Raw genomic sequence first — 25629 nt, 5'->3', positions numbered from 1 at the left:
AGGAGAGTGATGTGTATGAAACAACCATTAATTGGTATCTCAGGTTCTCATATGATCGATCAAGGAGGACCATTTCCTGGATATAAACGATCCTATGTGAATGATGACTATGTACAGTCTGTATTAGAAGCAGGTGGGATTCCTGTGATTATTCCTTTTCAAGAAGATGAAGCTACATTGAAAGCATTGGTAGAACGCTTAGATGGGCTCATCCTTTCTGGAGGTCACGACATTGCACCTCAATTCTATGGGGAAGAACCAGAGCGTGGCTTGGGTGAGATTTGGCCAGAACGTGATATCTTTGATATGCGTTTATTAGCCTTTGCGAAGGAAAGATGTATACCTATTATGGGTATCTGCCGTGGACATCAGATTGTAAATGTAGCTCATAAAGGGTCTTTATATCAGGACTTACCAGCCTTTGCCACAATTAAACATTCCCAAAGTCAAAGAGCAGAGCTACCGACTCATTCTATGGTCATCGAAAAAGATTCTGAACTGTATACACTGCTAGGTGAAGAAGTGATGGTGAACTCCCATCATCATCAAATTGTAAAAGAAGTAGGCGAAGGATTGCGTGTAGTAGGTCGTGCGAAAGATTCTGTTGTTGAAGCGATGGAAGGCACAGAGTATCCATATTTACGGACCTACCAATTCCATCCAGAAATGATGCGTCATACAGATTTAAATAAGGTAATTTTTGAAGATTTTGTATTGGCGGCTCAGAAAGAGGTGTAGTATGGAACAAAAAACAAGTAAATTTGGATTTTGGAGTATTGTCTTATTAGGGATTAATGCCATTGTGGGAACGGGTATTTTCTTGCTACCTAATAAAGCCTACGCATTGATTGGCCCGGCTAGTTTGGGTGTGTTACTATTTGATGCATTTTTAGCAATTTGTATAGCTCTGTGCTTTGCAGAAGTGGCAGGCTTTTTTACACGTAATGGTGGACCGTACTTATATGCGAAGCATGCATTAGGCGATTTTTGGGGCTTTGAAGTAGGCGTCTTGAAATGGATTGTTGTCCTCATCGCTTGGGCTGTTATGGCGGTGGGATTTGCTACCGCTTTAGGTGCAGCGATTCCAGCATTATCTGGAGATTTTATGAAAGATGTCATCGCCACTATTATTATCGTTTTATTGACGATTATTAATATTATTGGCGTTAATATGACAAAGATATTAAATAATTTGATTACCGTATCTAAGCTTGTTCCGTTATTTGCGTTTATTGTGATTGGTTTATTTGCCATTAACGGCAGTAACTTTACGCCATTTGTAGCAGATTTTGTAGAACTTTCAGATGGGGGATTATCTGGGTCTTTCGCGGCGGCCGCTATTTTGTTATTCTTTGCCTACACTGGTTTTGAAGCTATTGCTGTAGCAGCAGAAGATATGGAAAATCCGAAGAAGAATCTTCCTCGTGCTATTATTACGGTGATGATTATTGTATCTGTATTGTATATGCTTGTTTTAGCAGTGTGTATTGGTATCATGGGAGATGCCTTGGCTAATGACAAAGCACCATTACAAACTGCATTTGGTCAAATTATGGGGCCTTGGGGAATGTATTTCGTATTAGCAGGTACATTGTTGTCTATGGGTGGCATTAATATTGCCCAATCCTTCTTGGGACCACGCATTGCTACTTCTTTGGCAGAAGATGGTATGTTGCCAAGTGTTCTAGCAAAACGTACAAGCTGGGGTACACCGGTGGTGGCTTGTATTGTTACTGGAATACTCAGTCTATTATTAGCATGGAGTGGTAGCTTCGTACAGTTGGCGGCGATTAGCGCAGTCTCTCGATTCACACAATATTTACCAACTTGTATTTCTGTTATTATTTTCCGTAAAAAATGGGCTCACAAAGAACGTCCTTATAAAATACCTGGTGGCATCATTATCCCTGTGATTGCGATCATCACATCGATTTGGATGTTGGCACAAGCAAAAACAGAACAATTGATTTGGGGACTTGGTGGATGCGTCATTATTTTACCTTTATATTTCTTGTACTTGAATAAGAAACAACGAGGGTTACTAAAAGAAACAGATGAATTATAGTCCATAATTATATACGAAAAGGCTAGTTGAATGAAATCAACTAGCCTTTGTTAGTTTGCATAGGTTCTTGAAGATTAAGAACCAGCATGAGCTTTATAGAATTCTAAAAATTGTTGTGCCACCATGGATAAAGGTTGCCCTTTGATCGTGATGAAAGCTTTATAGAATGTATTGGTCAGCTCTGATAGTTTAATGCGAGTCATATCGGGATGTGATACAGTTTCTTGTCCATCCATAGGGATGATAGCAATAGTTCTACCTGATTGAGCCCATTCGATGGCAGAGCTTTTAGTAGTGGTCACAGAAATGACATTTAATGAAGAGAAGTCATTGTGGTGTGCTTGCATAAGCATGCGCACGGATCCACCAGATAAGCTGAGTGGGCATTTGGAAATGTCTTTCCAAGAAATGCTTTCTAAGTCTCGATCTGTCCAAAATAAATCTTTGCGGAATAGAGCATATAAATCTTCAGCTTCCGTATATAAAATATCAAATTTATTGGAATCTACCATTTGCTCATTGCAAAGACCAATTTCAGCACTACCATTTAATAAAGATTCTGTTACATCTGTCATTAATCCTTCGTATATTTCATAACGAACGATAGGATACTGACGAGAGAAAAAATGTAAATATTGTTGTATTAATGCAGTGGACCGAGATGCGGACGAAGCAATACGCAATGTGCCTTCTACTTCAGAGCTAAGGCGTTTTACATCAGCATAGGTAGACTCTTCAATAGAACATAATTGCTGTGCTTTCTCATAGAAAATACGGCCTGCTTCTGTCAGGTGAAAGCTAGCACCACGTTGGCCACGCTTGATCACTAAGAGGGGGGTACCAAACTCTGCTTCTAAGTACTTGAGTTGCTTACTTAAAGCTGGTTGAGTAATGTGCAGTATCTCTGCTGCTTGCGTCATATTCCCCGTTTGTACTAAGATGATAAAATTATAATAGTAAGATGTATCCATGGTATCCTCCTAAACATACGTAGTCAGATGTCATGTTAGTTCATTTCTATTCATGGGCGCACATCATCGTACAATAGAACTTCTTATTGTTAACCTTTACTTTATTATTGTACTATAAATTTTCAATTTCGTCTTCTATTATTCTTATATTAATATACATGAAATATAGCGTTGTAAAATAATGCACATATAACGTCATATAGTCCATAGAGTATGGAGTATACTAATGTGGCTTTATGAGCAATAATGTACCCTAGAAATGCCAAATGGTTCCTAACTATACACGATAGACTATAGTATATATAATGAAGAGTCATAAGATAATAAGTAGCTGTAATTTTACAAATGGAGAGCATTATTATATACTATAGATATAGAATAGGAATTCGTATGCCAAATGATATAAAAAGGGCATACGCAATGGTAAGAAAGGAAGTGGCTATATGGGTTTATTAACAACATGGCTTGAACATTTAAAAGAACATCGCTTAGAATCTTGTGAATCTAGCCAATGTAAGGATAATCATATTAAAGGCTGGCCACATCCATGGACGTCTGAATTACATGATGAAGAAGCGGTAGGCGAATTTGTATCTGAGTGTTGCAAAACAAAATGTATGGATTCCTTAGAGAAGGAATCATCTGATACATAGCATGAAAGCCACAGTGAAGGAAAACACTGTGGCTTTTTTCTATAGTGTTCGCTGTTACTGTGAAGCTGACTCTACTCTTCAGCGGTTGAAAAAGAGTAGGGTAATTCTACCATGCGAATGTCTTGTAACTCCCAGAGCAAATTACCACCTGTGAGATTCGTGATAGTAGTTTCTAACTCACTTACAAAACTTGGTTCCACATATATTTCTAAAGAAATGGTATCTGTAAATGTTGATTGATAGGGGAGTTCCAATGTTTGCAGTTGTCGTTCCACAGATCCAAAGTAGGAATAGTCGATGGTAAGGGATACGATTTGCCGAGGGGCAATGAGTAATTTAGGACCTTCTTGCACGGCTTTTGCGACGCTATGAGAGTAAGCTCGAATCAATCCACCGGCACCTAACTTGATACCACCAAAATAGCGAGTGACTACGACAGCCACATTGGTAATCGTAGTTTTTTTCAATACTTCTAGCATAGGTTTACCAGCTGTACCAGAAGGCTCTCCGTTATCAGAGGATCGCTGTTGTTCTTGGCGCGGTCCGATGGCATAGGCAGTGCAGTTGTGGGTAGCATCCCAAAATTCTTTGGAAATGCGTTGCATAAAGGCTTGCGCTTCTTCTTCTGTAGATACTGGGGCAATGGTGGCTATAAAACGAGACTTTTCAATGATATATTCGGTTCTGAACTCATTGGCTATGGTAATATAAGAATGCGGGATATCTGACATAGGAACTCCTGTATAAGAATAATAAAATTAGTTTACAATGGTTGAACATTTATAGTATAACATAAGTTGATAGGATACGGTCGTCTATCCAATATAGACTTTTAGATTTGTATAATCGGACAATGTTACAAAGATAGTATAAAATGTTTTGTGTAACTATGTTTGGCTAGACAATCTATATAATGTATATACTATGAAAAATGTGGGATATGTGTTAATATATTCATATTAAGAAATTTAGATATCTTTCACATAGAAGCAAATAGCATGAGGAGGAATTATGCGTAAAGAAGAGTTTTCTATTATAGGCATGCATTGCGCAGCCTGTGTAGGGCGTGTAGAAAAAGTAGTACAAAAATTAGATGGTGTAGCTGATGTGAAAGTCAACTTGCTTACCAACAAAGGTACAGTCACATACACAGAAGATAGCGCCATTGGTGCGACAGAAGTGATTGCAGCCATTGAAAAAATAGGCTTTGGTGCTCATATTGCTACCGATGAAGGAGGAGTAGTAGAACAACCATCCCATAAAGGGCAATATATCCGCTTAGGGGTGGCTGCTCTCATGGCAATTCCGATGATGGTATCCATGATGGGACATTATTTCTGGCAGTGGCCGATGTTATCCCATGAAATTGAGTTGGTCTTAGCTACGATTGCTCAATTTGGATCAGGCTGGATTTTTTATACGAGTGCCTTTGCGGCCATTCGCAGTGGTACGCTCACTATGGATGTATTAGTAGCATTGGGTACATCCGTGGCGTATGGGTTTAGTATCTATCAGATGGCAGTGGGACACCATGAGATGTACTTTGAAACCTCTGCATGGTTGATTACTTTTATCTTATTAGGAAAATTATTAGAAGACATTGCAAAGGGCCGTACTTCGGAAGCAATTCAAAAATTAATGGCCCTACAACCTAGTGTAGCTCATGTAGAACGAGATGGACAGTGGATGGATATTCCGACTAAAGATATTATTGTTGGTGACAAAATCCAAGTTCGTGCTGGTGAAAAAATCCCTGTGGATGGCATTATCTTAGAAGGTAACTCTACAGTGGATGAAGCGATGTTAACGGGTGAAAGTGTGCCAGTAGAGAAAGGTCCTTCTAGTCAAGTTATGGGGGCTACAGTCAATGTATCGGGCTCTTTTATTATGAAAGCTACTGCCATAGGAGAGGCAACGATGTTGTCGCAAATCATTAAAGTAGTAGAGCAAGCACAAGCCTCGAAAGCGAGCATTCAGCGCATAGCTGATGTATTGGCATCCTATTTTGTTCCCGCAGTCATAGGTATTGCCATACTTACTATGGGGATTTGGTATTTTGGATTAGGTTCCACAGTAGGAGATGCTTTATTGTACGGCACAGCAGTGCTTGTCATAGCTTGTCCTTGTGCGCTAGGTTTGGCTACTCCAACCTCTATTATGGTCGGATCAGGATTAGGAGCTGAACATGGAGTGCTTATTAAAAGTGCAGAATTTTTAGAAAAAGCAGGTCATATCAATGCCATCATCATGGATAAAACTGGGACTTTAACGGAAGGAAAGCTATCTGTTACGAAAGTGATATATACAGCAGGTGATGAAATGTATAACTTAGCTTTCACAGTGAATCTTGAAAAAGGTTCTACTCACCCTATTGCACAAGCCATTGCTAAATACGGTGCTAGCAAAGGCGTGCCACAAATGATCGTGAAAGACTTCCAAGATATTCCAGGAAAAGGATTGGAAGGACGTATAGCGGATAAATTGATTCGGGTTGGTCATACTCGCTGGATGCAAGAACTGGGTGTTGATATCACGCCATGGCAAGTGGAGATCCACAGTCTGGAAGAACAAGGCAATTCTGTATCCGTCTTGTTAGTAGACGGCACAGTACACGGTATTTGGGCTGTAGCAGATACATTGCGTCCAGAAACTCCTGAGGTTGTAAAGGCTTTACAAGAGCAAGGCATCGATGTGTGGATGGTCACAGGAGACAATGCGCGCACAGCGAACTATATAGCTGCCCAAGCAGGAATTACTCACGTAGTAGCGGAAGTACTGCCACAAGATAAAGCAAATACCATCGCCACATTACAAAGTCAAGGAAAATCCGTTGGCATGGTGGGAGATGGTATCAATGATGCGCCAGCTTTAGCGCTAGCAGATATTGGATTTGGTATCGGTCATGGTACGGACGTAGCTATTGAGGCGGCGGATATCGTATTAGTGCGAAATGATTTGCGAACTCTTGTACAAGCAGTGAACATTAGTCGTAAAACAATGACCAACATTAAGCAGAATTTATTTTGGGCTTTAATTTTTAACTGCATTGGTATACCTTTGGCAGCTGCAGGATACTTGAGCCCAATCATTGCAGGTACAGCCATGGCCTTCAGTTCTGTTACCGTGGTAAGTAATGCGCTGCGGTTAAAACGAGCACATGTATAAACAATAATTTTATTTGCTGATACTAGAACTCTAGGAAATTAGAGTTCTAGTAATCTAGCGATGAGATTGTAATTTGGATATAAAAATAGAACCCCAACTCAAGGGAAGAAGAGTTGGGGTTTTGTTTCGGACAACGTCCTATCTATTTCACTCAAAGGTTGGGGTATATTCTAATAGTATGGGCGTACATATTTGAATCAACCTTTTTTGTGCTTACATTTACCAGCTGTGTTACCGCTCATAATACGGTTGAACATAGCGTGGATTTCCTCGGAAGATTGACCTTCTTCACGAGCTGCTTCGATGTGGCGCATTGCCATATCGTAGCGGGCTAACTTTTCTGGGTCATTTGCGTAAAATTCGCGACCTTTGTGTCCACATGCCATGGGTATAGCCTCCTTATTCAATAGTTTATACTTATTAACTTGCTCAATGAGAACTCCTGTACAACTTGTGTACCTGTCCTCTGGTATTATAGTAAAGGATATGGTTATAGTGGAGTCAACTAAGAAATATAATTATTTTTAAAATACTTATAAATCTCTGTTAAGTGCTGATACTATCGTGTTTTAGGTGAATAAGAAGAGAATAGAGTTACTTTTTTATGAGAATTAATTAAGTTATTGATAAAAATACATGAATGAAAGTCAATATATGAAAAATCCCACAGTTGTGCTATAGTATAGATGTATATAAAACTACATACCCATAGTGCAGTTTTAGCATGAGTGGACAGTAATTACACAAAATGAATATAAATAAAGGAAAGACGGGGACATATGCGAGACATTTATATGACAATAGGAGATGTATCAAAAATATATGGTATATCAAAGCAAACGATTTTATATTATGAAAAATTAGGTTTATTTCCGCCAGCAAAAATTGAAGACAATGGGTATAGGTATTACACATTAGAGGAATGTTATCGATTAGAGATTATTTTAACATTAAAAAAATTAAACTTATCTTTAAAAGACATTCAAGATTATGTGGAGCATCGGGGACCACAGATGTTAAAGACACTGTTGGAAGATGCTCGGTATGGATTTGATCGTGATATTAACGATCTATACACCAATAAAATGCATTTAGAGAGAACCTTATTTAACTTAGAACGATATTTAAAAATACCTCAAAATCGATTGTTCTTTGGTATGAAAGAAGAATCTTTTTATGTGTTAACTCCCTATGATGCGAAAGAAAAGGGGAAGAAAAAACTATTTACCTTGATACAACATCAGGCTCAGCTATTGCATGAAGTCCCTTTTAAAGAGGTGAAGATTGGTATGGCCATTGACGGTGAGGCTTATGAAAAAGGTGATATTACAAACTATAGTCATTACTGTACAGATGTAGGCTTTGATTATGAGGGAGAGAGGGAGATTGTAACGCGACATCGAGGCATGTATTTGGAATTATTTTATACAGGGCTCTATGAAGAGCAAGCAACTTGGATCTATGATAAGGTAAGTAGTTATCTCTCCTATGAAGGATTACAAATCGCAGGATCCGTGTATATAGAACCAGTGCGTAATTATTGGACGGAAACGGATAGAAGTAACTATTTATCTAAAATTACAATACCTGTAGAAGAATAGGTAGCGTTTTAATAATATACAATATAACAAATACATATTGGAAAAAAACATTTACTTCCAAGTGGAAATTAATGACTCCTATCATAGTATGACACAAAGAGTGTGGAAGTGATATAGCTTGTATGCTTCGTCTATCATACTGTTCACATCGAACCCTTGCGTTAGTAAATAAGCGACCACACTCTTGAACCCATCTTTAGAAGATCACGTTAACAATGTGTGACCACTATAGAGTGTGTAAAGTAAAAACACTTTACAAGTGTTGACAATAAGAAAAAAGATTGGTATTATTAAGTGTAAACATTTTTAACTTGACACTGATTGACTTGCTATATGCAAAGAGGAGGCACTCATGGAAGAACGAATGACAATAAGTTTGTTGTTGGATTTTTATGGGCCTTTATTGACAGAGCGTCAAAGAGAATGTTATGCCTTGCATCATGAAGATGATATGTCATTAGGTGAAATTGCAGAGGAATTTGGCATTTCTAGGCAAGCCGTACATGATACGATAGAACGGGCTAGATCATTGATGGAATCCTATGAGGAAAAGTTGCACTTAATTGAGCAATATATGATGCGAAGAGATATTATTACAGAGATTAAAGAAGAAATAGGTAACACGATACCTGCGTCTGACTCAATATACTCACTATTAGCAAAATTGGAGGGATAGTATGGCTTTCGAAAATTTAACACATAAATTACAAGAAGCCTTTGCATCCTTAAAAGGAAAAGGTAAAATTTCTGAAGATGATGTCAATCTTGCGTTGCGACAAGTGCGATTTGCTTTATTAGAAGCAGACGTAAATTTTGGCGTAGCGAAGGATTTTATTAGTCGCATTAAGGAAAAAGCCTTAGGTGAAGAAGTGTTTGGATCGTTAAATCCAGCACAAACTGTTATTAAAATCGTAAATGATGAATTGACAGCATTACTAGGCGGTACGGAAAGTCGCATTATGATTTCTCCGAAAGCTCCAACTATTATTATGTTAGTAGGCTTGCAAGGAGCTGGTAAAACGACGACCGCTGGTAAACTATCCGTACACCTTCGTAAGCAAGGTAAACATCCTATGTTAGTGGCAGCCGATGTGTATCGCCCAGCCGCGATTAAGCAGTTACAAGTAGTGGGAGCTCAGATTGATATTCCTGTGTTTGCTAATGAAACGCCAGGGGCCAATCCAGTAGAGATTGCCAAAGCGGGTATTGAAGAAGCGAAGCGCTTATTAAAAGATGTTGTCATCATCGATACGGCAGGTCGCTTGGCGATTGATGAAACGCTGATGAATGAATTAGCCAATATCAAACAAGAAGTAAAACCACATGAAATCTTGCTGGTAGTGGATGCCATGATTGGTCAAGATGCAGTGGGCACAGCAGAAGCTTTCAATAATTATCTTGGTCTAGATGGGGTAATTTTGACAAAAATGGATGGTGATGCCCGCGGGGGTGCAGCTCTATCTATTAAAGCTGTGACAGGTACGCCGATTAAGTTTACAGGGACTAGCGAAAAAATGGATGGCCTAGAAGTATTCCATCCCGATCGAATGGCCTCTCGTATTTTAGACTTAGGTGATTTTAAAACATTAATTGAAAGTGTGCAAAATACAATCGATGAGGAAGAAGCGAAAAAAATGGCTGAAAAAATGGCCAAAAATAACTTCACCTTAGATGATTTCTTAGCACAAATGAATCAAATTCGTAAATTGGGCCCTCTACAAAATTTGTTGGGCATGTTACCAGGTATGGGTAAATTGAAAGACCAATTGGCGGGCTTTGACTTAAATAATAAAGAGGTACGTCAGATTGAAGCCATTATTAAATCTATGACGATGGCAGAACGTACTGATCCTAATATATTGAATGGATCTCGTCGCAAGCGGATTGCGGCAGGGTCTGGTACTACTGTACAGCGAGTGAATCAATTGATTAAACAATTTGAAGAAGCTCGCAAGTTTATGAAACAAATGCAGTCTATGGGCAAAGGTAAGAAGGGTATGTTCCCTAAATTACCGTTCATGGGATAATATTCTATTTAAGGAGGTGAAAGAAGAATGTTAAAAATCCGTTTAACTCGTTTAGGTGCTAAAAAAGCTCCTTTCTATCGTATCGTAGTTGCTGACTCTCGCGCTCCACGTGAAGGTCGTCCAGTTGATACAGTAGGTCAATACGATGCTACTAAAAACCCAGCAATCGTTAATATTGACGAAGAGAAAGCATTGGCATGGTTGGGTAAAGGTGCACAACCTACTGATACTGTTCGCTCCTTGTTCAAAAAACATGGCGTAATGCAAAAATTTGCTGACGCTAAAAAATAATTAATAGAGAGGCGTACTGTGATGCAAGAATTAATTACATTAATTGTTCAATCATTAGTTAAGCAACCTGAAGCCGTTTCTGTTACGATGGACGTCCGCGATCATGTGGAAGTGTATGAAATTCGTGTCGCACCAGATGACATGGGTAAAGTAATCGGAAAGCAAGGTAAGATTGCGAAAGCGATTCGCGCTGTGGCTAAAGCAGCGGCTATTAAAGAGAACAAGAAGATATCCGTTGATATTGTCTAAAAGGGTGGTACCATGGAAGAAATGACATTACGCGTACCCGTGGCAATTAAGTCTAAGGTTACGGACACTTTAAAAAACAAAATCGTTGCTGATTTACAACAACAAATGGACATGGTGGATCAAGATTTACAACAAATCGAGTTCCAAGCAAAACGTTTGTTAAGTGAGCAAGCAAAAATTGATGCACAAGGTTTAATCCAATTGCGTCAACAAATCGAGGAAGAAAAGCAACAACGCATAGCTTTCAAAACTCAAGTAGCAGAGCGTTTGAAAGAAGCGGAGAAGCTTGAAGTTGGTTCTGAAATTGCCCAAGGCCAAATGGAGCAAACGATTACTGTGAAAATCGGTGATAATTTAGATGCTCTTATGGGCTCTGAAATTTTGCTAGAAGATGGCAAAGTTGTGGCATTCCGTAAATAATGGATACACAAGAACTGATTACCATCGGTGTGATCATCGCTCCGCACGGTGTGCGGGGCGATGTTCGTATATTACCGAGAACAGACTTTCCAGAACGGTTTATGAATATGGATGTGTGCTACATTAATGGTGAACCATACCATATTACATCTGCTAAATTTCATAAACAGTTTATTTTGGCTACTTTTAAAGAATTACCTGACCGTACAGCAGTTGAACGATTGGGTAAGCAAGAGATAAAGGTGCCAAGACAAGATTTGATGGAATTGCCAGAAGATAGATATTATATCTTTGAAATCGAAGGCCTTGCCGTAGAAGATACAGAAGGCAATGATTTAGGCATTGTAAAAGAAGTATTACAGCCTGGTGCGAACGATGTATACGTCGTAGCCAAAGAGGGTGAGCCGGATTTATTATTGCCAGCTCTAAAAACAGTGGTGTTAACCATTGATATTGAAGGTGGTAAAATGATCGTAGATCCTCCAGAATGGTTGTAATAGAAAAGTCCCTTGTACTGAGTGCAATGATGCATTCAGTACAGGGGACTTTTTTGTTTTATATATACATAGGACTGGTAGTGTAATCATAATGGCTATCACGATAGAGTGGGTTTTCTACAGTGAGTCTCCATATTCGACTTGCTAGTTGATCTTGTTCGCACAATACTTTGGTTATACCTGATGCTTGTTGGCAGAAAGGAGCCCATTTTTGAACGATTGGAATGGAAGAACGTTTTTCTTTTAGGTATTGACGGCCTCGGTCATTGAATGCTAGGAGACGACCATAGGTAGGGCCTTGTTGGTGGCACTCCTGGAATAGCTCTTTAGTACGACGGAAGAGACTGTAGGTAGCAATACGGTCAAGCCGAGCATAGGTATAGCGTCTTGATTTTAAACTTTCACGGGCGTGCGTCCAAGAAGAGAGGGTGCTTGCTGTGAGCCATGCTTCTTCTAAACCATCACTCATATCGTGTAAGGTTTGTAAATCTTCTTTGGTGGCTACGCGGCTAGCGAAGTGAATCATATCATAATAACGATCCAGATTGGCATAATAGCTGGATTGTACAATATCTATAGCAAGAGGGGCCACCATAGAAGGTACGTAGTGATGCCACTTGAAAGTGTCTTCTTCTAAAGAGGAGGCATCGACTCCTAATTCATCTAATGAGATAGATGCACTGTCTTCTAATGATGCACAAGGTCCGTAAGAGGTATCAGATACTTGTTGCATGTTATGAGACCTGGATAAGCTGGAAGACGTATGTTTGGATGCGTAAATAGCATTTCGCAAGGCAGTACCAGATGGTAACGAATCATCTAAAGTTGGATTGTGATGGGAGCTAGTTCGTTTCACAGGAATGATGTCTAAGTCGATATGATAGCGATGTAAGGCGCGTATGTATTCAATGCCTAAGATGGCATTAGGGTCAGAGTCCAAGATACACATATGGTTCGAGTTTTCTAATGAATTGTTCTCGGATGTGTTTTTGCCTGAGGAAGCATCGCTACTCAATGAAGAATTTACTGAACGAAACAGCTGGGTTGCTTTGCGTAAGGCTGTACCATAGGAGTACCCTTGTCCTAAAAAAGTGCGTAACGATTCTTGCGTACTAGGGTGATCTAATACTTTGGCAACGGATATAAGGTCCTCTACTTGTGTATGGGTGGTCCCAAATGAAATGGCATCACACCCAAGAGCATGTAACAATCGAACGCCACCAGCGGCAAAATATTCAGCAGAACTAACAGCGAACATGGAAGGTAATTCAAAGACGATATCTGCACCGCACATGACCGCCCATTGAGCACGGTGGAACTTAGAAAATATAGCAGGTGTGCCTCGTTGCACAAAATCACCGCTCATCACAACGAGCAAGGTTGCATCTGGATATATACGGCGAAGCTCTTGTAGTTGATGGGCATGCCCTTTGTGAAAGGGATTATATTCTGCAATGATGCCAATAGTTTTCATGTTTGTACCTCCTATGTGTATAGTATACAAAGAAATGTCAAAAAAGGGTAGAAAAAAACCTTACATTAATGGTATAATTGGGCGTAGAGTATTGTATCTATATGAGGTGAACTTATGAAACAATATATCATCGCCCTCGGATTGGGAATGATGTTCCTATTAGGTGGCTGCGGCAACCAGCAAGCAATTGATACCTATAGTTTCGGTCAAAAGGTCATTAATGTAGGTCAATCGGAAGTGATTGTAGATTCTCCTTTTGATTTTGGCCAACTTGATAAAATAGTTGCCAATGACAAAGGGCAGCCATTCACTGTGTATGCGGGACTTGATAAGAACTATGGAGTGTTTGTGAGTGCTACGCAAGCATCAGCTGGAGCTCCTTTACTAAGTTTAGAAGAGTCCGCAAAAATAGCTCAACAAGAGTTAGGAAAAGAACTTGGGCAAACAGGAGCTAATGTACCTTGGAATCAAGAAAAGGTACAAGTGGATGGTGTACCAGCCATAAAATCTACATTGGCCACGAATGCGAATGGTCATAAAGTTGGTTTCACTCAATACACATTTATTAACAAAGGTGTATTGTGGAATATACGCTATTCATACAGCGATGCATCTCCTGTAGGAGAAGAAATTAATCAACGTGTGAATGGGCACATTCAAATTACTAAGAAAGAGGGATAAGTAATGAACGTTTTAGTCGTAAACTGCGGTAGCTCCTCCTTGAAGTATCAATTAATTGATATGGAGCATGAAGTTGTATTGGCGAAAGGTCAATTCGAAAAAATCGGTTCCGATGATGCAATTTTCACACATCGTCGTCCAGATGCAGACAAATTAGAACGCATCGAACCAGTAGCTGACCACAAAGTGGCGTTACAAGTCTTATTGGATATTTTGGTAGATCCAGAGCATGGTGTGATTGGTTCTATGGATGAAATCGATGCAGTAGGTCACCGTGTAGTACATGGTGCTGAAAAATTCGCTGACTCCGTATTGATCACTCCTGCAGTGATGGAAGCATTGGAAGAATGCGCGAAAATCGCTCCACTTCACAATCCTCCAAACATCCAAGGTATCGAAGCATGCCAAAAAATTATGCCAAATGTACCACAAGTTGGTGTATTTGATACAGCATTCCATCAAACAATGCCAGCTGAGGCATTCTTATATGGTCTTCCATACGAAGCATACACTGATTTAGGTGTTCGCCGTTATGGTTTCCATGGTACTTCCCACAAATATGTGGCACAACGTGTAGCAGAATTGATGGGTAAACACATGTCCGATCTTCGCATCGTATCTTGTCACTTAGGTAATGGTTCTTCCGTTACAGCTATCAAAGGTGGCCGTTCTATCGATACTTCCATGGGCTTCACTCCATTATCTGGTTTGATCATGGGTACTCGTTGTGGTGATATCGACCCAGCTATCGTTCCTTACTTGATGGAAAAATGGGATATGACATACCATGAAATCGATGCTATCATGAACAAAAAATCTGGTGTATTCGGCATTTCTGGCGTATCCAATGACTTCCGTGTTATCGAAGAAGCAGCTGAAGAAGGCAATAAACGTGCTCAATTGGCATTGGATATGTTCCATTACAAAGTACGTTCTACAATCGGCGCGTATGTAGCTGTTATGGGTGGTGTTGACGCTATCGTATTCACAGCTGGTATCGGTGAAAATGGTATTGGCAACCGTGATGCAATCTGCAATGGTTTAGAATACTTAGGCACTCGCATCGATCCTGAACGCAACAATGTTCGTGGTAAAGAAGCTGAAATCAGTGCAGAAGGTTCCAAAGTTAAAATCTTTGCAATTCCTACAAATGAAGAAATCATGATCGCTCGCGATACAAAACGTATCACAAGCCCATTAGTGATGAAAAACTGGTAATCTCTGATTACTTGTGAAAGAGTCTCCTCTATGAGGAGACTCTTTTTGTTATAAATAGGTGGTTTGTGATAAAAGGAGTTTTCTAACTTGTGGCGAATTATATAGATATAGAGAGATTTACATATAGGTACAAATAACTTGTACAGATTAGAATGCGTCGTACTCATTAGAGTACGGCGTGTTGTCGTTTATAGGAGTTGTAGAGTTACTTTCAAATGATGGAGGAATTATGTTGGATTTACAATCATATCAACTGCCGAGAGAAAAATTTATTGCCTTAGGACCAGAAGCGTTAGCGTTGGAAGAGTTGATTGCTATTTTATTGCGGACTGGAAGAAAAGGGGCCTCTGTGTTAACAGTAGCGAATGATGTGGTGACACATATGGAAACTTTCACAGGAGGGCTAAATGATGTCACTGTGGACCGATTGCGAGAAATCAATGGTATTGGACAAGATAAAGCGGTAACAATATGTGCAGCCATAGAACTAGGCAGACGATTAGGGCAGATGAAGGTAAAAAAAGATTGGCAAGATTTTAGTACACCAGAAGCAGCAGCCCATTATATGATGGAACGATTACGACATAAAACAGAGGAACATTTTTACATCTTGTTGTTGACGGTGAAAAATAAATTAATTAAGCCCGTCCTTATCTCAAAGGGTGGATTAACGAGTAGCACAGCAGAGCAGAGAGCTGTATTTCGTCATGCTATTGATGCTAATGCAGGGGCCATAATCTTGATGCATAATCACCCATCAGGGGACCCCACGGAGAGTAGTGATGACGTGCGGGTGACCAAAGTGTTTGCGAGAGCTGGAGAGGTTATGGGGATTCCTGTGCTTGACCATATCATCATTGGAGATGGAACGTATGTAAGCTTATTGGAAAAAGGTATACTATAAGGGTGCAGATATGCTCTAAATTTGCTATAATTAAATGATTGAAACGATGAAATAGAATCAGAGGTTATAGCGTGCGAATTATTGGAATTGATCCGGGCTATGCTATTTGTGGATATGGTATTATTGATGTCATAGGGAGCTCGTTGAAACCTGTTACCTATGGTGTGATTACTACAGAGGCAAAAACACCGGAAGCGAGACGATTAGAAATTATATTTAATGAGTTAAGTGATATTTTAGAAGAATTTCGCCCTCAAAAGTTTGGTATAGAAAAGCTGTACTTTGCTCGCAATGTGACGACAGGTATTGGCGTTGCCCAAGCTAGGGGTGTTACTTTGCTAGCGGCGAGCCAGCAAGATTTGCCGATTTATGAGTATACCCCATTGCAGGTCAAACAATCTGTAGTAGGTTACGGAAAAGCAACAAAAGAGCAAGTCACCTATATGACGATGAACTTGTTGGGGATTCGTGAGAAAATTAAACCCGATGATGCGGCAGATGCCTTGGCCATTGCCATTTGCACAGCTCATAGCTCGCATACAGATACATTAAAACAGATTTTACAATTGTGAGGATACTATGATTGCATATATAAAAGGAATTGTCACCCATCGGTTAGTGGAAGCTGTCTATGTCAATGTACATGATGTAGGATATCGTGTATATGTACCTAGCTCTGTGCAAAGTCAATTGCAAGTAGGGGAAGAGACATGTTTATATACGTATACGAATGTACGTGAAGATGCGATACAGCTATATGGTTTTTTAACAATAGAAGATTATGAATTATTTTTAATGCTAATTTCTGTATCTGGGGTAGGCCCCAAACTAGGGTTAGGCATTTTATCTGCCATTAGCCCAGATCAATTTGTAGGTCTTATTATTAGTGGTGATACAAAAGGCTTGCAAAAGTTACCAGGGATTGGAAAAAAATCAGCAGAGAGATTAGTGCTGGAACTAAAAGATAAAATTGAAAGTTTAGGCATTGCAGGGACTTTCACACCTAGTGGTACTATATCAGCATTGGTAAAAGCACCTGTGGGGGTTACGGAAGAAGTTGTAGAAGCCTTAATGGCACTAGGGTATAGTGCGCAAGAAGTGCAGCCAGTCGTGCAAGATGTGTATGATGGCACACAGGAAGTACCAGAATTATTGAAACAAGTATTAGCGGCATTGGGTAAAGGAAGATAAGTATGGATCAAGAAAATCGAATTGTGACCATGCAAGAGCGTGAAGAAGATACTTGGCAGTATAGTCTTCGCCCACGGTATTTGAAAGAATACATTGGCCAAACGCAAGCGAAAGAAAATCTACATATCTTTATAGAAGCTGCAAAATTACGTGGTGAAACCTTGGACCATGTATTGTTATATGGACCGCCGGGGCTAGGCAAAACAACCTTAGCGGGAATTGTAGCCAATGAGTTAGGTGTTAATTTTCGAGTGACATCGGGGCCTGCCATTGAACGAGCAGGTGATTTAGCAGCCCTGTTAAGTAACTTACAACCTGGTGATGTACTATTTATTGATGAGATTCACCGCTTGTCACGCTCGGTAGAAGAAGTATTATATTCTGCTATGGAAGATTATGCTTTGGATATTATTATTGGTAAAGGGCCAAGTGCTAGATCGGTTCGTATTGAACTGCCTAAGTTTACTTTAATTGGAGCCACTACACGAGCGGGTGCTTTGGCTGCACCTTTGCGCGATCGATTCGGTGTGATTAGCCGATTAGAATATTACAAGCAAAATGAATTAGAATTTATTGTCAGTCGTTCCGCAGATATTTTGGATATTCATATGGAGCCAGAAGGGGCTAGTGAAATTGCACGAAGATCTCGTGGAACCCCTAGGATTGCAAATCGTCTGTTGAAACGTGTGCGCGATGTAGCACAAGTATTGGGCGATGGAGTGATTACAAAAGAGATTGCAGACCAAGCATTACAACGATTAGATATCGATGCGTTAGGGCTAGACCGTATTGATCGCAGAATTTTGCATACGATTATCGAAAAATTTGATGGTGGACCGGTTGGTGTTGATACGATAGCGGCTTCTGTTAGTGAAGAACGTGAAAGCATTGAAGATGTGTATGAACCGTATTTAATGCAATTGGGATTATTAGCTAGAACGAATCGAGGCCGCATTGTGACGCCAGCTGCGTATGACCATTTAGGGATCCCTAGAAAGGCGGAACCATGAAAGGATTAGGATATCGCTGTTTAGCGATGGGGGTTGTACTCGCCTTATTAGGAACGGCTTCTGTAGCAGAGGCAGCCCAATCTAAGGGGCAACCAGGGCAAAGAAAAATAGTGAAAGCCACCTTTGTAAAACCGAATGAAATGGATCGTAATCAGGAGCAAACTGACAATCATCGCAAGCCGAATGTGCCGCAGAGAAAGCCAGTGAATACATCGAAACCAGTTAAGGCAGTTAAGGCAGATCAGAAGCCAATGACACATACAGCACAAGCGGTAACCGAAAAGAAACCAACTGCGGACCAAGAAAGTGCATCGAAGCAGGCTGGCGGAGAACCAGTGATTCGAGTGATCTTAGGAAATCGCTCACAAGCATTTAGCATCACCAGTGCGTCACCTATGGTAGTCCTAGATAGTATGCAAAAAAAAGTTCAGACTATAGGTGTAGGTCAGGCAGTGACAATTTCCTCTAGTTCTGGTATTGTGCATGTGAATGGACAGGCTATGGGTCAATCTGTGACTGTACAAAATGAACAAGGACGGTACGGATCCATATTGCAGACATTAGGGAAAACATATCGTGGTGCTATTACGGCTCTAGCTAATGGATCAGGGACTGTCAGCGTTATTAATGTATTGGGCCTAGAACAGTATGTACAAGGCGTTGTTCCAGAAGAAGTGGTGCCTAGTTGGCCTGCACCAGCATTAGAAGCTCAAGCCGTGGCAGCCAGAACATATGCGATGAACTCCATGAATAGTAGACGAGGAAGTACCTATGATATAGGTACCACCACCTCTGATCAAGTGTATGGTGGTAAAAGCAGTGAATATGCTAGCACGAATGCAGCTGTGAATCAAACACGTGGGATGGTCATCACGTATCAAGGAAAACCGATCAATGCACTCTTTCATTCCGATGGTGGAGGGTATACAGAAGATAGTGTAAACCTATGGGGCAATGATCTGCCTTACCTAAAAGGAGTACAAGATTACTCGAACCATGAAGGAACAACAGTTTGGAATGTCATTACCAGCCGTGAGAGCATCGAAAAGAAATTGGCTGGAGCTAGTAAATCTGTAGGAGCTTTGAAACAAATCGAGTTGACGCCACTGACCTCTCGCCCGATGAAAGCCTTAGATCGAGGCGTGTCAGGGCGGATTAAGTCGATGAAGTTTGTTGGTGAGCGCGGCACAGTAACATTGACAGGGGAACAAGTGCAGGGACTATTTGGTTTAAAATCTACCTTGTTTGATATGTATATAGGGCAAACGCCACCTAGTCGTATTGATGGATCCACTATGAAAGTAAACCACACGTTTGGTAACGGTAATCAAACTGTGACGATTCATGGATATGGATGGGGTCATGGTTTGGGACTTTCACAATGGGGTGCCGCAGAAATGGCGAGTCGAAAAGAGGCGAGCCAACCAAACTATTACAAAGTGATTTTACAACATTATTACCAAGGTACGGCGATTACGAAACTGTACAATTAACTAGAAGGAATAGTATGAAAGTATCTGATTTTAATTATGATTTACCAGAAGAACTCATTGCACAACATCCAGTGGAACCACGTGATGCATCGCGGTTAATGACATTGGATAAAGTGAGTGGAGTGATATCTCATAAAGACTCTTTCCGCGCTATATTAGATGAGCTGCGCGAAGGTGATGTATTGATTTTTAATAATACAAAGGTAATCCCTGCACGATTATATGGAGAACGAAAAGGTACTGGAGGTAAGGTAGAAGTATTATTGCTGACGCCTAAAGGTGAGCACCTTTGGGAATGCCTTGTGAAGCCGGGTAAAAAATGTCAAAAAGGGCAAGAACTGTCCTTTGGTGCGAATTTGGAAGCAGTTATTGTAGACCATACAGCGTTTGGTGGTCGATTGATTCAATTTAAGCCGAATGGTAATTTTGATGAGATTATCAATGACATCGGAGAAATGCCGTTACCACCATATATCCATGAAAAATTAGAAGACAAAGATAGATACCAAACAGTATATGCAAAGGAAAAGGGATCTGCTGCAGCACCTACAGCGGGGCTACATTTTACGCCTGATCTATTACAAGAGATTCAGAACAAGGGTGTACAGATTGGATTTGTTACTTTGCATGTAGGGTTAGGTACCTTCCGTCCAGTGTCGGCAGAGTCTATTGAAGATCATGATATGCATAAAGAGTTTTACCATGTGTCAGAAGAAACTGCAGAATTAGTTAATCGTGCCAAAGCAGAAGGTCGAAGAGTCATTGCTGTAGGAACTACGTCGGTGCGGACTTTAGAATCTGCAGCCACAGACATAGGTCTTGTACATAGCGGTTCTGACTGGACCCAAATTTTTATCTATCCTGGGTATACTTATAAAATGGTAGATGCATTAATTACTAACTTTCATTTGCCACAGTCCACCTTACTGATGCTTATTAGTGCGTTAGCAGGCAGAGAGCATTGTTTGGCGGCCTATGAAGAGGCAGTTAAGGAAAAATATAGATTTTTCAGTTTTGGAGATGCTATGTTTATTCGATAAGATGAAAAGTATGTTATAATACAAAAGTAATGAAGGAGTGTATGTATGGCAATTAAATATGAATTGCAAAAACAATGTCCTCACACAGGTGCAAGGGCAGGGTTGTTGCATACTCCTCATGGAACGTATGAAACACCGATGTTTATGCCAGTAGGTACACAAGCAACGGTAAAAACATTGGCTCCAGAGGAGTTAAAAGCGATGGGGTCTCAAGTCATTTTGAGTAATACCTATCATTTATTCTTGCGTCCAGGTCCTGAACTGGTGGAAGAAGCAGGGGGATTGCATAAATTTATGAATTGGGATCAAGCTATTTTAACTGATAGTGGTGGCTTCCAAGTGTTCAGTCTAGGCAAGTTGCGTAAGATTACAGAAGAAGGGGTTAACTTTCGATCGCATTTAGATGGATCTAAAAAGTTTTTATCTCCCGAAGTAGCCACTAAAGTACAAGAGCAATTAGGTTCCGATATTATGATGGCTTTCGATGAGTGCATACCGTATCCAGCAGATCATAGGTATGCAGATGCATCTACAGCGAGAACGACCCGTTGGGCTGAGCGTTGTCAGGAAGCGCGTCGGTCTAAGAACCAAGGCATGTTTGGTATTGTGCAAGGTGGTATGTACCAAGATCTTCGTGAAAGAAGTGCCAAAGAGTTAGTAGCAATGGACTTTGAAGGCTACAGTATCGGTGGTCTTTCCGTAGGGGAACCGCATGACTTAATGTATGAAGTGCTAGAGTACACAACGCCATTATTGCCAACTAATAAAGCTCGCTATTTGATGGGTGTTGGTACTGCGGATTGTTTAGTAGAAGGCGTTGCTCGTGGTATCGACATGTTTGACTGCGTATATCCAACACGCGTGGCTCGAAATGGGATGGCCATGACTTGGAAAGGCCGTTTGAATTTGCGTAATGCTTCATTCATGCGCGACTGGGGACCTATTGAAGAAGGCTGTGGTTGTTATGCCTGTCAAAACTATACACGTGCTTATATTCGACACTTGTACAAGGCAGAAGAAATTCTCGCATTCCGTCTAGTGTCGTATCATAATTTATATTTCTTATTAGAATTCATGCGACAAATGCGCAAGGCTATCCTAGAGGATCGTTTCGTAGCATTCCGTGAGGAATTCTGGCATTATTTTACTAAATAGGAGGAACTATGGATTTCTTAGGATTTTTCCAAGGTCAAACAGGCCAAGCAGTATTGCCAGTGCTTATTATGGTAGTTATTTTTTATTTTATGTTGTATCGTCCGCAAAAGAAACAACAAAAGAAACGCCAAGTGCTATTAGATAACTTAAAGAAAGGGCAAAAGGTGTTGACAATTGGCGGTATTCATGGTGAAATTGTGACACTTTCAGAAGACACTGTAGTATTGCAAGTAGCAGAAAAAGTAGAAATGACATTTGCTCGATCTGCTATTGCACAGGTTCTTGGAAAGGACCAAAAGTAATGGATAAACAAACACTGCGTCAAGAGTTTCTTTTAAAACGAAGCAGTGTGACAATGGATATGGTATCTCTTTGGTCAAAACAACTAATCCGGCAACTGTGGTCTCTCCCAGAGGTGAGAGAAGCGCAACATATTATGGCCTATTTGGCGATGCCCAAAGAGGCGAATTTAGATGTGTTTCTAGCGGAAGCGTTAGAGCAACAGAAAGATATCTATGTACCTGTTTGTATCAATAAAACAGAGATGATAGGTGTTCATCTGGAAGATCTAGATAATGTAGAACGAGGCACATTAGGAATTCGAATTCCTAAGAAACCATATCGAATTGTAGAGCCCCATATTTTAGACTGTGTGTTAGTACCAGGGATAGCCTTTGATGCCGTTGGTGGACGCATGGGCATGGGGGCCGGATATTATGACCGATATTTGCAACAGATTGCTTTTGAAAAACGTATCGGCATTGCTTGGGATAACCAACTTTCAGAGAAAGCGTTACCTATGGCAGCACATGATGAGTGGATGCATAAGATTGTAACACCGTCTGAAAGTATCCAGTGTAGTAAAGGATAGGAGGGAATCCATTGAACACAAAAGCAGCTTTACGCTTTTTTGGCGTAGTAGCAGTTATTTTGGGCTTATTTATTTGGCTCATTGGACCATTAGCTAACTCTATCAAGCAAGGGTTAGATTTACAAGGTGGGACTCACATTGTATTAGAAGCACAAGATTCTGGTCCTAATGTGGTAACGGATGATGCAGTAGAACGTGTCATTCAAATTTTAGGTCGCCGTATCAATGAAATGGGCTTAACAGAGCCAATTATTCAACGAGAAGGTAAAAAACGTATTATTATTGAATTACCAGGGGAAAAAGATCCGCAAAAAGCGATTGAAACAGTTGGTAAAACAGCGGTTCTTGAATTCCGTGATGAAAATGGTAAAGTTCATTTAGACGGTAATGATTTAAAAGATGCGAAAGAACAATTAGAAGGTAAACAAGCATCTGTTAATATTCAATTGACAGATGAAGGTGCCAAAAAATTCGGCGCTTTAACAACAGCTAACATTGGTCGCCATATCGGTATTTACCTTGATGGCGAGCAATTGACGAATCCTGTAGTTAATGAACCAATTACTGGTGGTAGTGCTCGTATTACAGGTAGCCGTGACCTAGAAGAAGCAAAAAATCTAGCTATCTTATTACGTTCTGGTGCATTACCTGTCAAAGTAGAAGTTATGGAGGTTCGTACAGTAGGCCCTACATTAGGTCAGGACTCCAAAGATAAATCTGTTATCGCCTTCGGAGTAGGGATTGCATTGATCATTGCTTTCATGCTTGTTTTATATCGTTTGTCAGGATTTGTGGCAACTATTGCCTTGCTGGTGTTTGTATTAATTTTAGTGGGTATTCTGGGGCCGCATGCTCTGAATGCAACGATGACATTGCCTGGGGTAGCGGGGATTATCCTGAGTATGGGTGTCGCCGTGGATGCGAATATACTTATATTTGAACGCTTCAAAGAAGAAGTAACGGATGGCAAAACATTGCGTATGTCTATGGAATCTGGATTTAGACGTGCTTTTGATACAATTTTTGATGCTAATACATCAGTTATGATCACAGCGGTTATTCTAATTGTATTAGGTAGTGGTCCTGTAAAAGGGTTTGCTATCAACTTGGCATTAGGCGTTATTGTATCCATGTTCACAGCTGTATCCATGAGTCGTACTTTGATGCATATGCTCATTGCAGCTCGTATTACGAATCGTCCATTCTGGTATGGATCTAATGTGTCTCCATCTGTAACGATGGAAGCGTTTGCGAAAGGAGATAAGAAAAAATGACATTTGATGTAATAAAACGTCATCGTTGGTGGTTTAGTATCTCCTCCATTGCAGTTATCCTAAGTATTATTTCCATGTTTATGTATGGATTTAACTTTGGCATCGACTTTACAGGTGGTACCATTGTAGAAGTTGAATTTGCTAAGCCAGTTCAAGTATCGGCTGTACGCGACAATTTGAAAGCCTTTGATTTAGAAAACTCTGTCATTCAATTGTCTGGTTCGGATGCGACAGATACAGAAGGCAAAACGGTAATGATCCGTACTCGTAATCTTGAGGCCAGTGAAAGCCAAGCCGTTGTAGAAGCCTTAAATAAAAACCTAGCAGAAGGCACAGTAAAACGTATTGAATCTGTAGGTGCTGTAATTGGTTCGGAAGTCACTGAACATGCATTGACTAACTTATTAATTGCCTTTGTAGCATTGGCACTGTATATTACCTATCGATTTGAATACCGTGTAGCCTTATCTTGTTTGGCAGCTATTTTCCATGACTTAATCATGGTATTAGGGATATTCTCTTTCTTCCATTTAGAAATTGATTCCTCCTTCTTGGCTGCGATTTTGACAGTTATTGGTTACTCGATGAATGAATCTGTAGTAATTTTTGACCGAATTCGTGAGAATACACATACACATAAACGAACAGATACGTTTGCAGATCTTGCCAATGCAAGTATTCATCAAAGTATCCATCGTAGTTGCTATACATTATCTACAGTTTTGTTTGCATGTTGTTCCCTATATTTCTTTGGTGGGGATACAACCAAGAACTTTGCGCTATGTATGATTATTGGATTCGTAAGTGGTGCCTATTCCTCCATTTGCGTAGCAACATCGTTATGGGCAATTTGGAAATCTAATAATAAAAAAGATGCACGTAATCGTCACTAATGATGCTATTCTGTTTTGCTTGAATGCTTGATTGGTGAAAGGGAAACGAGCAACATATTCCGACCCGAACTGATCCTACGGTAGGTTTGCTCCGGAACATGTTGCTCGTTTCTTGATTTAGATATTTAGTTAAAAATAGTGTTGGAAATATTTTGCATGAAGGTGGGGTTTATAGGCGTATAGTAGGAATTAATGAAGTTCGAAAATAATTGCTATAAGGGGTTGCAAATTATTTGGAAATGGCATATAATACTTTTAGTGCTTGAGACACAAGCACTTTTAATTTTCTCAAATCATATTAGATAAAAGAAAATTAAAGAAAGATTAAAATAATTGTTGACACAAATTTGTGAATCTGTTATTATAATCTAGTCGTCACAACATAGGGTTGTGAAAGCTAAAGTTGATCTTTGAAAACTGAACAATGTAAGGTAATTACTTCGAAAGAAGTAAACATAAGCCAGAGTGCGGGTTTCACAAAGTTGA

Annotated in this window: 28 protein-coding genes; 24 read left to right on the top strand and 4 right to left on the bottom strand. The window is 40.1% G+C overall.

The genetic code is table 11. The features are described from left to right. The first annotated feature begins 15 nt into the window (after window positions 1-15). Window positions 16-738: a gamma-glutamyl-gamma-aminobutyrate hydrolase family protein gene (locus EO115_RS07110; RefSeq protein WP_126938263.1), complete on the top strand. Its 723-nt coding sequence runs from the start codon at window positions 16-18 to the stop codon at window positions 736-738. Between the two features lies 1 nt (window position 739). Beyond that, window positions 740-2065 (top strand): APC family permease, encoded by a 1326-nt coding sequence (locus EO115_RS07105; RefSeq protein ID WP_126938262.1) that lies wholly within the window; start codon window positions 740-742, stop codon window positions 2063-2065. Between the two features lie 74 nt (window positions 2066-2139). On the opposite strand, the gene EO115_RS07100 is transcribed toward EO115_RS07105, so the two are convergent. Further along, a complete protein-coding gene (locus EO115_RS07100; RefSeq protein ID WP_126938261.1) occupies window positions 2140-3036 on the bottom strand; it encodes a LysR family transcriptional regulator in 897 nt (298 codons plus the stop codon). Window positions 3037-3479: 443 nt separating this feature from the next. Here EO115_RS07100 and EO115_RS07095 point away from each other — a divergent pair, with 443 nt between their 5' ends. Continuing rightward, on the top strand, window positions 3480-3689 hold the full coding sequence (locus EO115_RS07095; RefSeq protein ID WP_126938260.1) for a hypothetical protein: 210 nt from the start codon (window positions 3480-3482) through the stop codon (window positions 3687-3689). A gap of 71 nt (window positions 3690-3760) precedes the next feature. Here EO115_RS07095 and EO115_RS07090 read toward each other — a convergent pair whose 3' ends face one another. Beyond that, entirely contained in the window at window positions 3761-4420 is a 660-nt protein-coding gene (locus tag EO115_RS07090; protein ID WP_126938259.1) for a YigZ family protein, read from the bottom strand. A gap of 280 nt (window positions 4421-4700) precedes the next feature. Here EO115_RS07090 and EO115_RS07085 point away from each other — a divergent pair, with 280 nt between their 5' ends. Next, window positions 4701-6854: a cation-translocating P-type ATPase gene (locus EO115_RS07085; protein WP_126938258.1), complete on the top strand. Its 2154-nt coding sequence runs from the start codon at window positions 4701-4703 to the stop codon at window positions 6852-6854. 197 nt (window positions 6855-7051) lie between these two features. Here the strand turns inward: EO115_RS07085 and EO115_RS07080 are convergent, their stop codons facing one another. Then, window positions 7052-7240 (bottom strand): hypothetical protein, encoded by a 189-nt coding sequence (locus EO115_RS07080; RefSeq protein WP_009353434.1) that lies wholly within the window; start codon window positions 7238-7240, stop codon window positions 7052-7054. Window positions 7241-7633: 393 nt separating this feature from the next. On the opposite strand from EO115_RS07080, the gene EO115_RS07075 reads away from it, so the two are divergent. The 7 genes from EO115_RS07075 (at window position 7634) to rimM (ending at window position 11939) form a co-directional block, all read left to right on the top strand. After that, complete coding sequence (locus EO115_RS07075; protein WP_126938257.1) at window positions 7634-8455, top strand: MerR family transcriptional regulator; 822 nt, start codon at window positions 7634-7636, stop codon at window positions 8453-8455. A gap of 352 nt (window positions 8456-8807) precedes the next feature. Further along, window positions 8808-9131, top strand: coding sequence for a putative DNA-binding protein (locus tag EO115_RS07070; RefSeq protein WP_126938256.1), 324 nt, complete (start codon window positions 8808-8810; stop codon window positions 9129-9131). A gap of 1 nt (window position 9132) precedes the next feature. Next, window positions 9133-10482, top strand: coding sequence for a signal recognition particle protein (gene ffh, locus EO115_RS07065; protein ID WP_126938255.1), 1350 nt, complete (start codon window positions 9133-9135; stop codon window positions 10480-10482). 27 nt (window positions 10483-10509) lie between these two features. Next, entirely contained in the window at window positions 10510-10773 is a 264-nt protein-coding gene (rpsP, locus tag EO115_RS07060) for a 30S ribosomal protein S16 (RefSeq protein ID WP_126938254.1), read from the top strand. A 21-nt stretch (window positions 10774-10794) separates the two neighbouring features. Next, window positions 10795-11022 (top strand): KH domain-containing protein, encoded by a 228-nt coding sequence (locus tag EO115_RS07055; protein WP_126938253.1) that lies wholly within the window; start codon window positions 10795-10797, stop codon window positions 11020-11022. A gap of 12 nt (window positions 11023-11034) precedes the next feature. Next, window positions 11035-11442 (top strand): YlqD family protein, encoded by a 408-nt coding sequence (locus tag EO115_RS07050; RefSeq protein ID WP_126938252.1) that lies wholly within the window; start codon window positions 11035-11037, stop codon window positions 11440-11442. Beyond that, window positions 11442-11939: a ribosome maturation factor RimM gene (gene rimM / locus EO115_RS07045; protein WP_126938251.1), complete on the top strand. Its 498-nt coding sequence runs from the start codon at window positions 11442-11444 to the stop codon at window positions 11937-11939. Before EO115_RS07050 ends, rimM begins: the two co-directional genes overlap by 1 nt. A 58-nt stretch (window positions 11940-11997) precedes the next feature. On the opposite strand, the gene EO115_RS07040 is transcribed toward rimM, so the two are convergent. Next, window positions 11998-13413, bottom strand: a complete 1416-nt coding sequence (locus tag EO115_RS07040) for a nucleotidyltransferase family protein (protein WP_126938250.1) — start codon at window positions 13411-13413, stop codon at window positions 11998-12000. Window positions 13414-13527: 114 nt separating this feature from the next. Here EO115_RS07040 and EO115_RS07035 point away from each other — a divergent pair, with 114 nt between their 5' ends. From EO115_RS07035 to secF, 13 genes are all read left to right on the top strand, one after another. Further along, a complete protein-coding gene (locus EO115_RS07035) occupies window positions 13528-14094 on the top strand; it encodes a hypothetical protein (RefSeq protein WP_126938249.1) in 567 nt (188 codons plus the stop codon). A gap of 3 nt (window positions 14095-14097) precedes the next feature. Beyond that, window positions 14098-15312, top strand: a complete 1215-nt coding sequence (locus tag EO115_RS07030) for an acetate/propionate family kinase (RefSeq protein ID WP_126938248.1) — start codon at window positions 14098-14100, stop codon at window positions 15310-15312. Between the two features lie 229 nt (window positions 15313-15541). Next, window positions 15542-16216 carry a DNA repair protein RadC gene (radC, locus tag EO115_RS07025; RefSeq protein WP_126938247.1) on the top strand — a complete coding sequence of 225 codons (675 nt, stop codon included), beginning with the start codon at window positions 15542-15544 and terminating at the stop codon, window positions 16214-16216. A 71-nt stretch (window positions 16217-16287) separates the two neighbouring features. Next, entirely contained in the window at window positions 16288-16788 is a 501-nt protein-coding gene (gene ruvC, locus EO115_RS07020; protein ID WP_126938246.1) for a crossover junction endodeoxyribonuclease RuvC, read from the top strand. A 7-nt stretch (window positions 16789-16795) separates the two neighbouring features. Beyond that, window positions 16796-17407, top strand: coding sequence for a Holliday junction branch migration protein RuvA (gene ruvA / locus EO115_RS07015; protein ID WP_126938245.1), 612 nt, complete (start codon window positions 16796-16798; stop codon window positions 17405-17407). Window positions 17408-17409: 2 nt separating this feature from the next. Continuing rightward, window positions 17410-18417, top strand: a complete 1008-nt coding sequence (ruvB, locus tag EO115_RS07010) for a Holliday junction branch migration DNA helicase RuvB (protein WP_126938244.1) — start codon at window positions 17410-17412, stop codon at window positions 18415-18417. After that, window positions 18414-19910 carry a SpoIID/LytB domain-containing protein gene (locus EO115_RS07005; RefSeq protein WP_240628990.1) on the top strand — a complete coding sequence of 499 codons (1497 nt, stop codon included), beginning with the start codon at window positions 18414-18416 and terminating at the stop codon, window positions 19908-19910. The genes ruvB and EO115_RS07005 overlap by 4 nt, the downstream gene beginning before the upstream one ends. 14 nt (window positions 19911-19924) lie before the next feature. Beyond that, window positions 19925-20950 (top strand): tRNA preQ1(34) S-adenosylmethionine ribosyltransferase-isomerase QueA, encoded by a 1026-nt coding sequence (gene queA, locus EO115_RS07000; RefSeq protein ID WP_126938243.1) that lies wholly within the window; start codon window positions 19925-19927, stop codon window positions 20948-20950. A 45-nt stretch (window positions 20951-20995) separates the two neighbouring features. Beyond that, window positions 20996-22105, top strand: coding sequence for a tRNA guanosine(34) transglycosylase Tgt (gene tgt, locus EO115_RS06995; RefSeq protein WP_126938242.1), 1110 nt, complete (start codon window positions 20996-20998; stop codon window positions 22103-22105). An 8-nt stretch (window positions 22106-22113) separates the two neighbouring features. Next, the gene (gene yajC / locus EO115_RS06990; protein WP_126938241.1) at window positions 22114-22407 is read left to right on the top strand and encodes a preprotein translocase subunit YajC; all 294 of its coding nucleotides are present in this window, start codon (window positions 22114-22116) and stop codon (window positions 22405-22407) included. Then, window positions 22407-22976, top strand: coding sequence for a 5-formyltetrahydrofolate cyclo-ligase (locus EO115_RS06985; RefSeq protein ID WP_126938240.1), 570 nt, complete (start codon window positions 22407-22409; stop codon window positions 22974-22976). Before yajC ends, EO115_RS06985 begins: the two co-directional genes overlap by 1 nt. Window positions 22977-22987: 11 nt before the next feature. Continuing rightward, window positions 22988-24250 carry a protein translocase subunit SecD gene (secD, locus tag EO115_RS06980; RefSeq protein ID WP_126938239.1) on the top strand — a complete coding sequence of 421 codons (1263 nt, stop codon included), beginning with the start codon at window positions 22988-22990 and terminating at the stop codon, window positions 24248-24250. Then, window positions 24247-25143, top strand: a complete 897-nt coding sequence (gene secF / locus EO115_RS06975; RefSeq protein WP_126938238.1) for a protein translocase subunit SecF — start codon at window positions 24247-24249, stop codon at window positions 25141-25143. The genes secD and secF overlap by 4 nt, the downstream gene beginning before the upstream one ends. Window positions 25144-25629: the final 486 nt, after the last annotated feature.

The organism is Veillonella sp. CHU740, assembly GCF_003992055.1.
In the GTDB taxonomy this organism is placed as follows: Bacteria; Bacillota; Negativicutes; order Veillonellales; family Veillonellaceae; genus F0422.
This window is presented reverse-complemented; position numbering and strand designations above follow the sequence as displayed.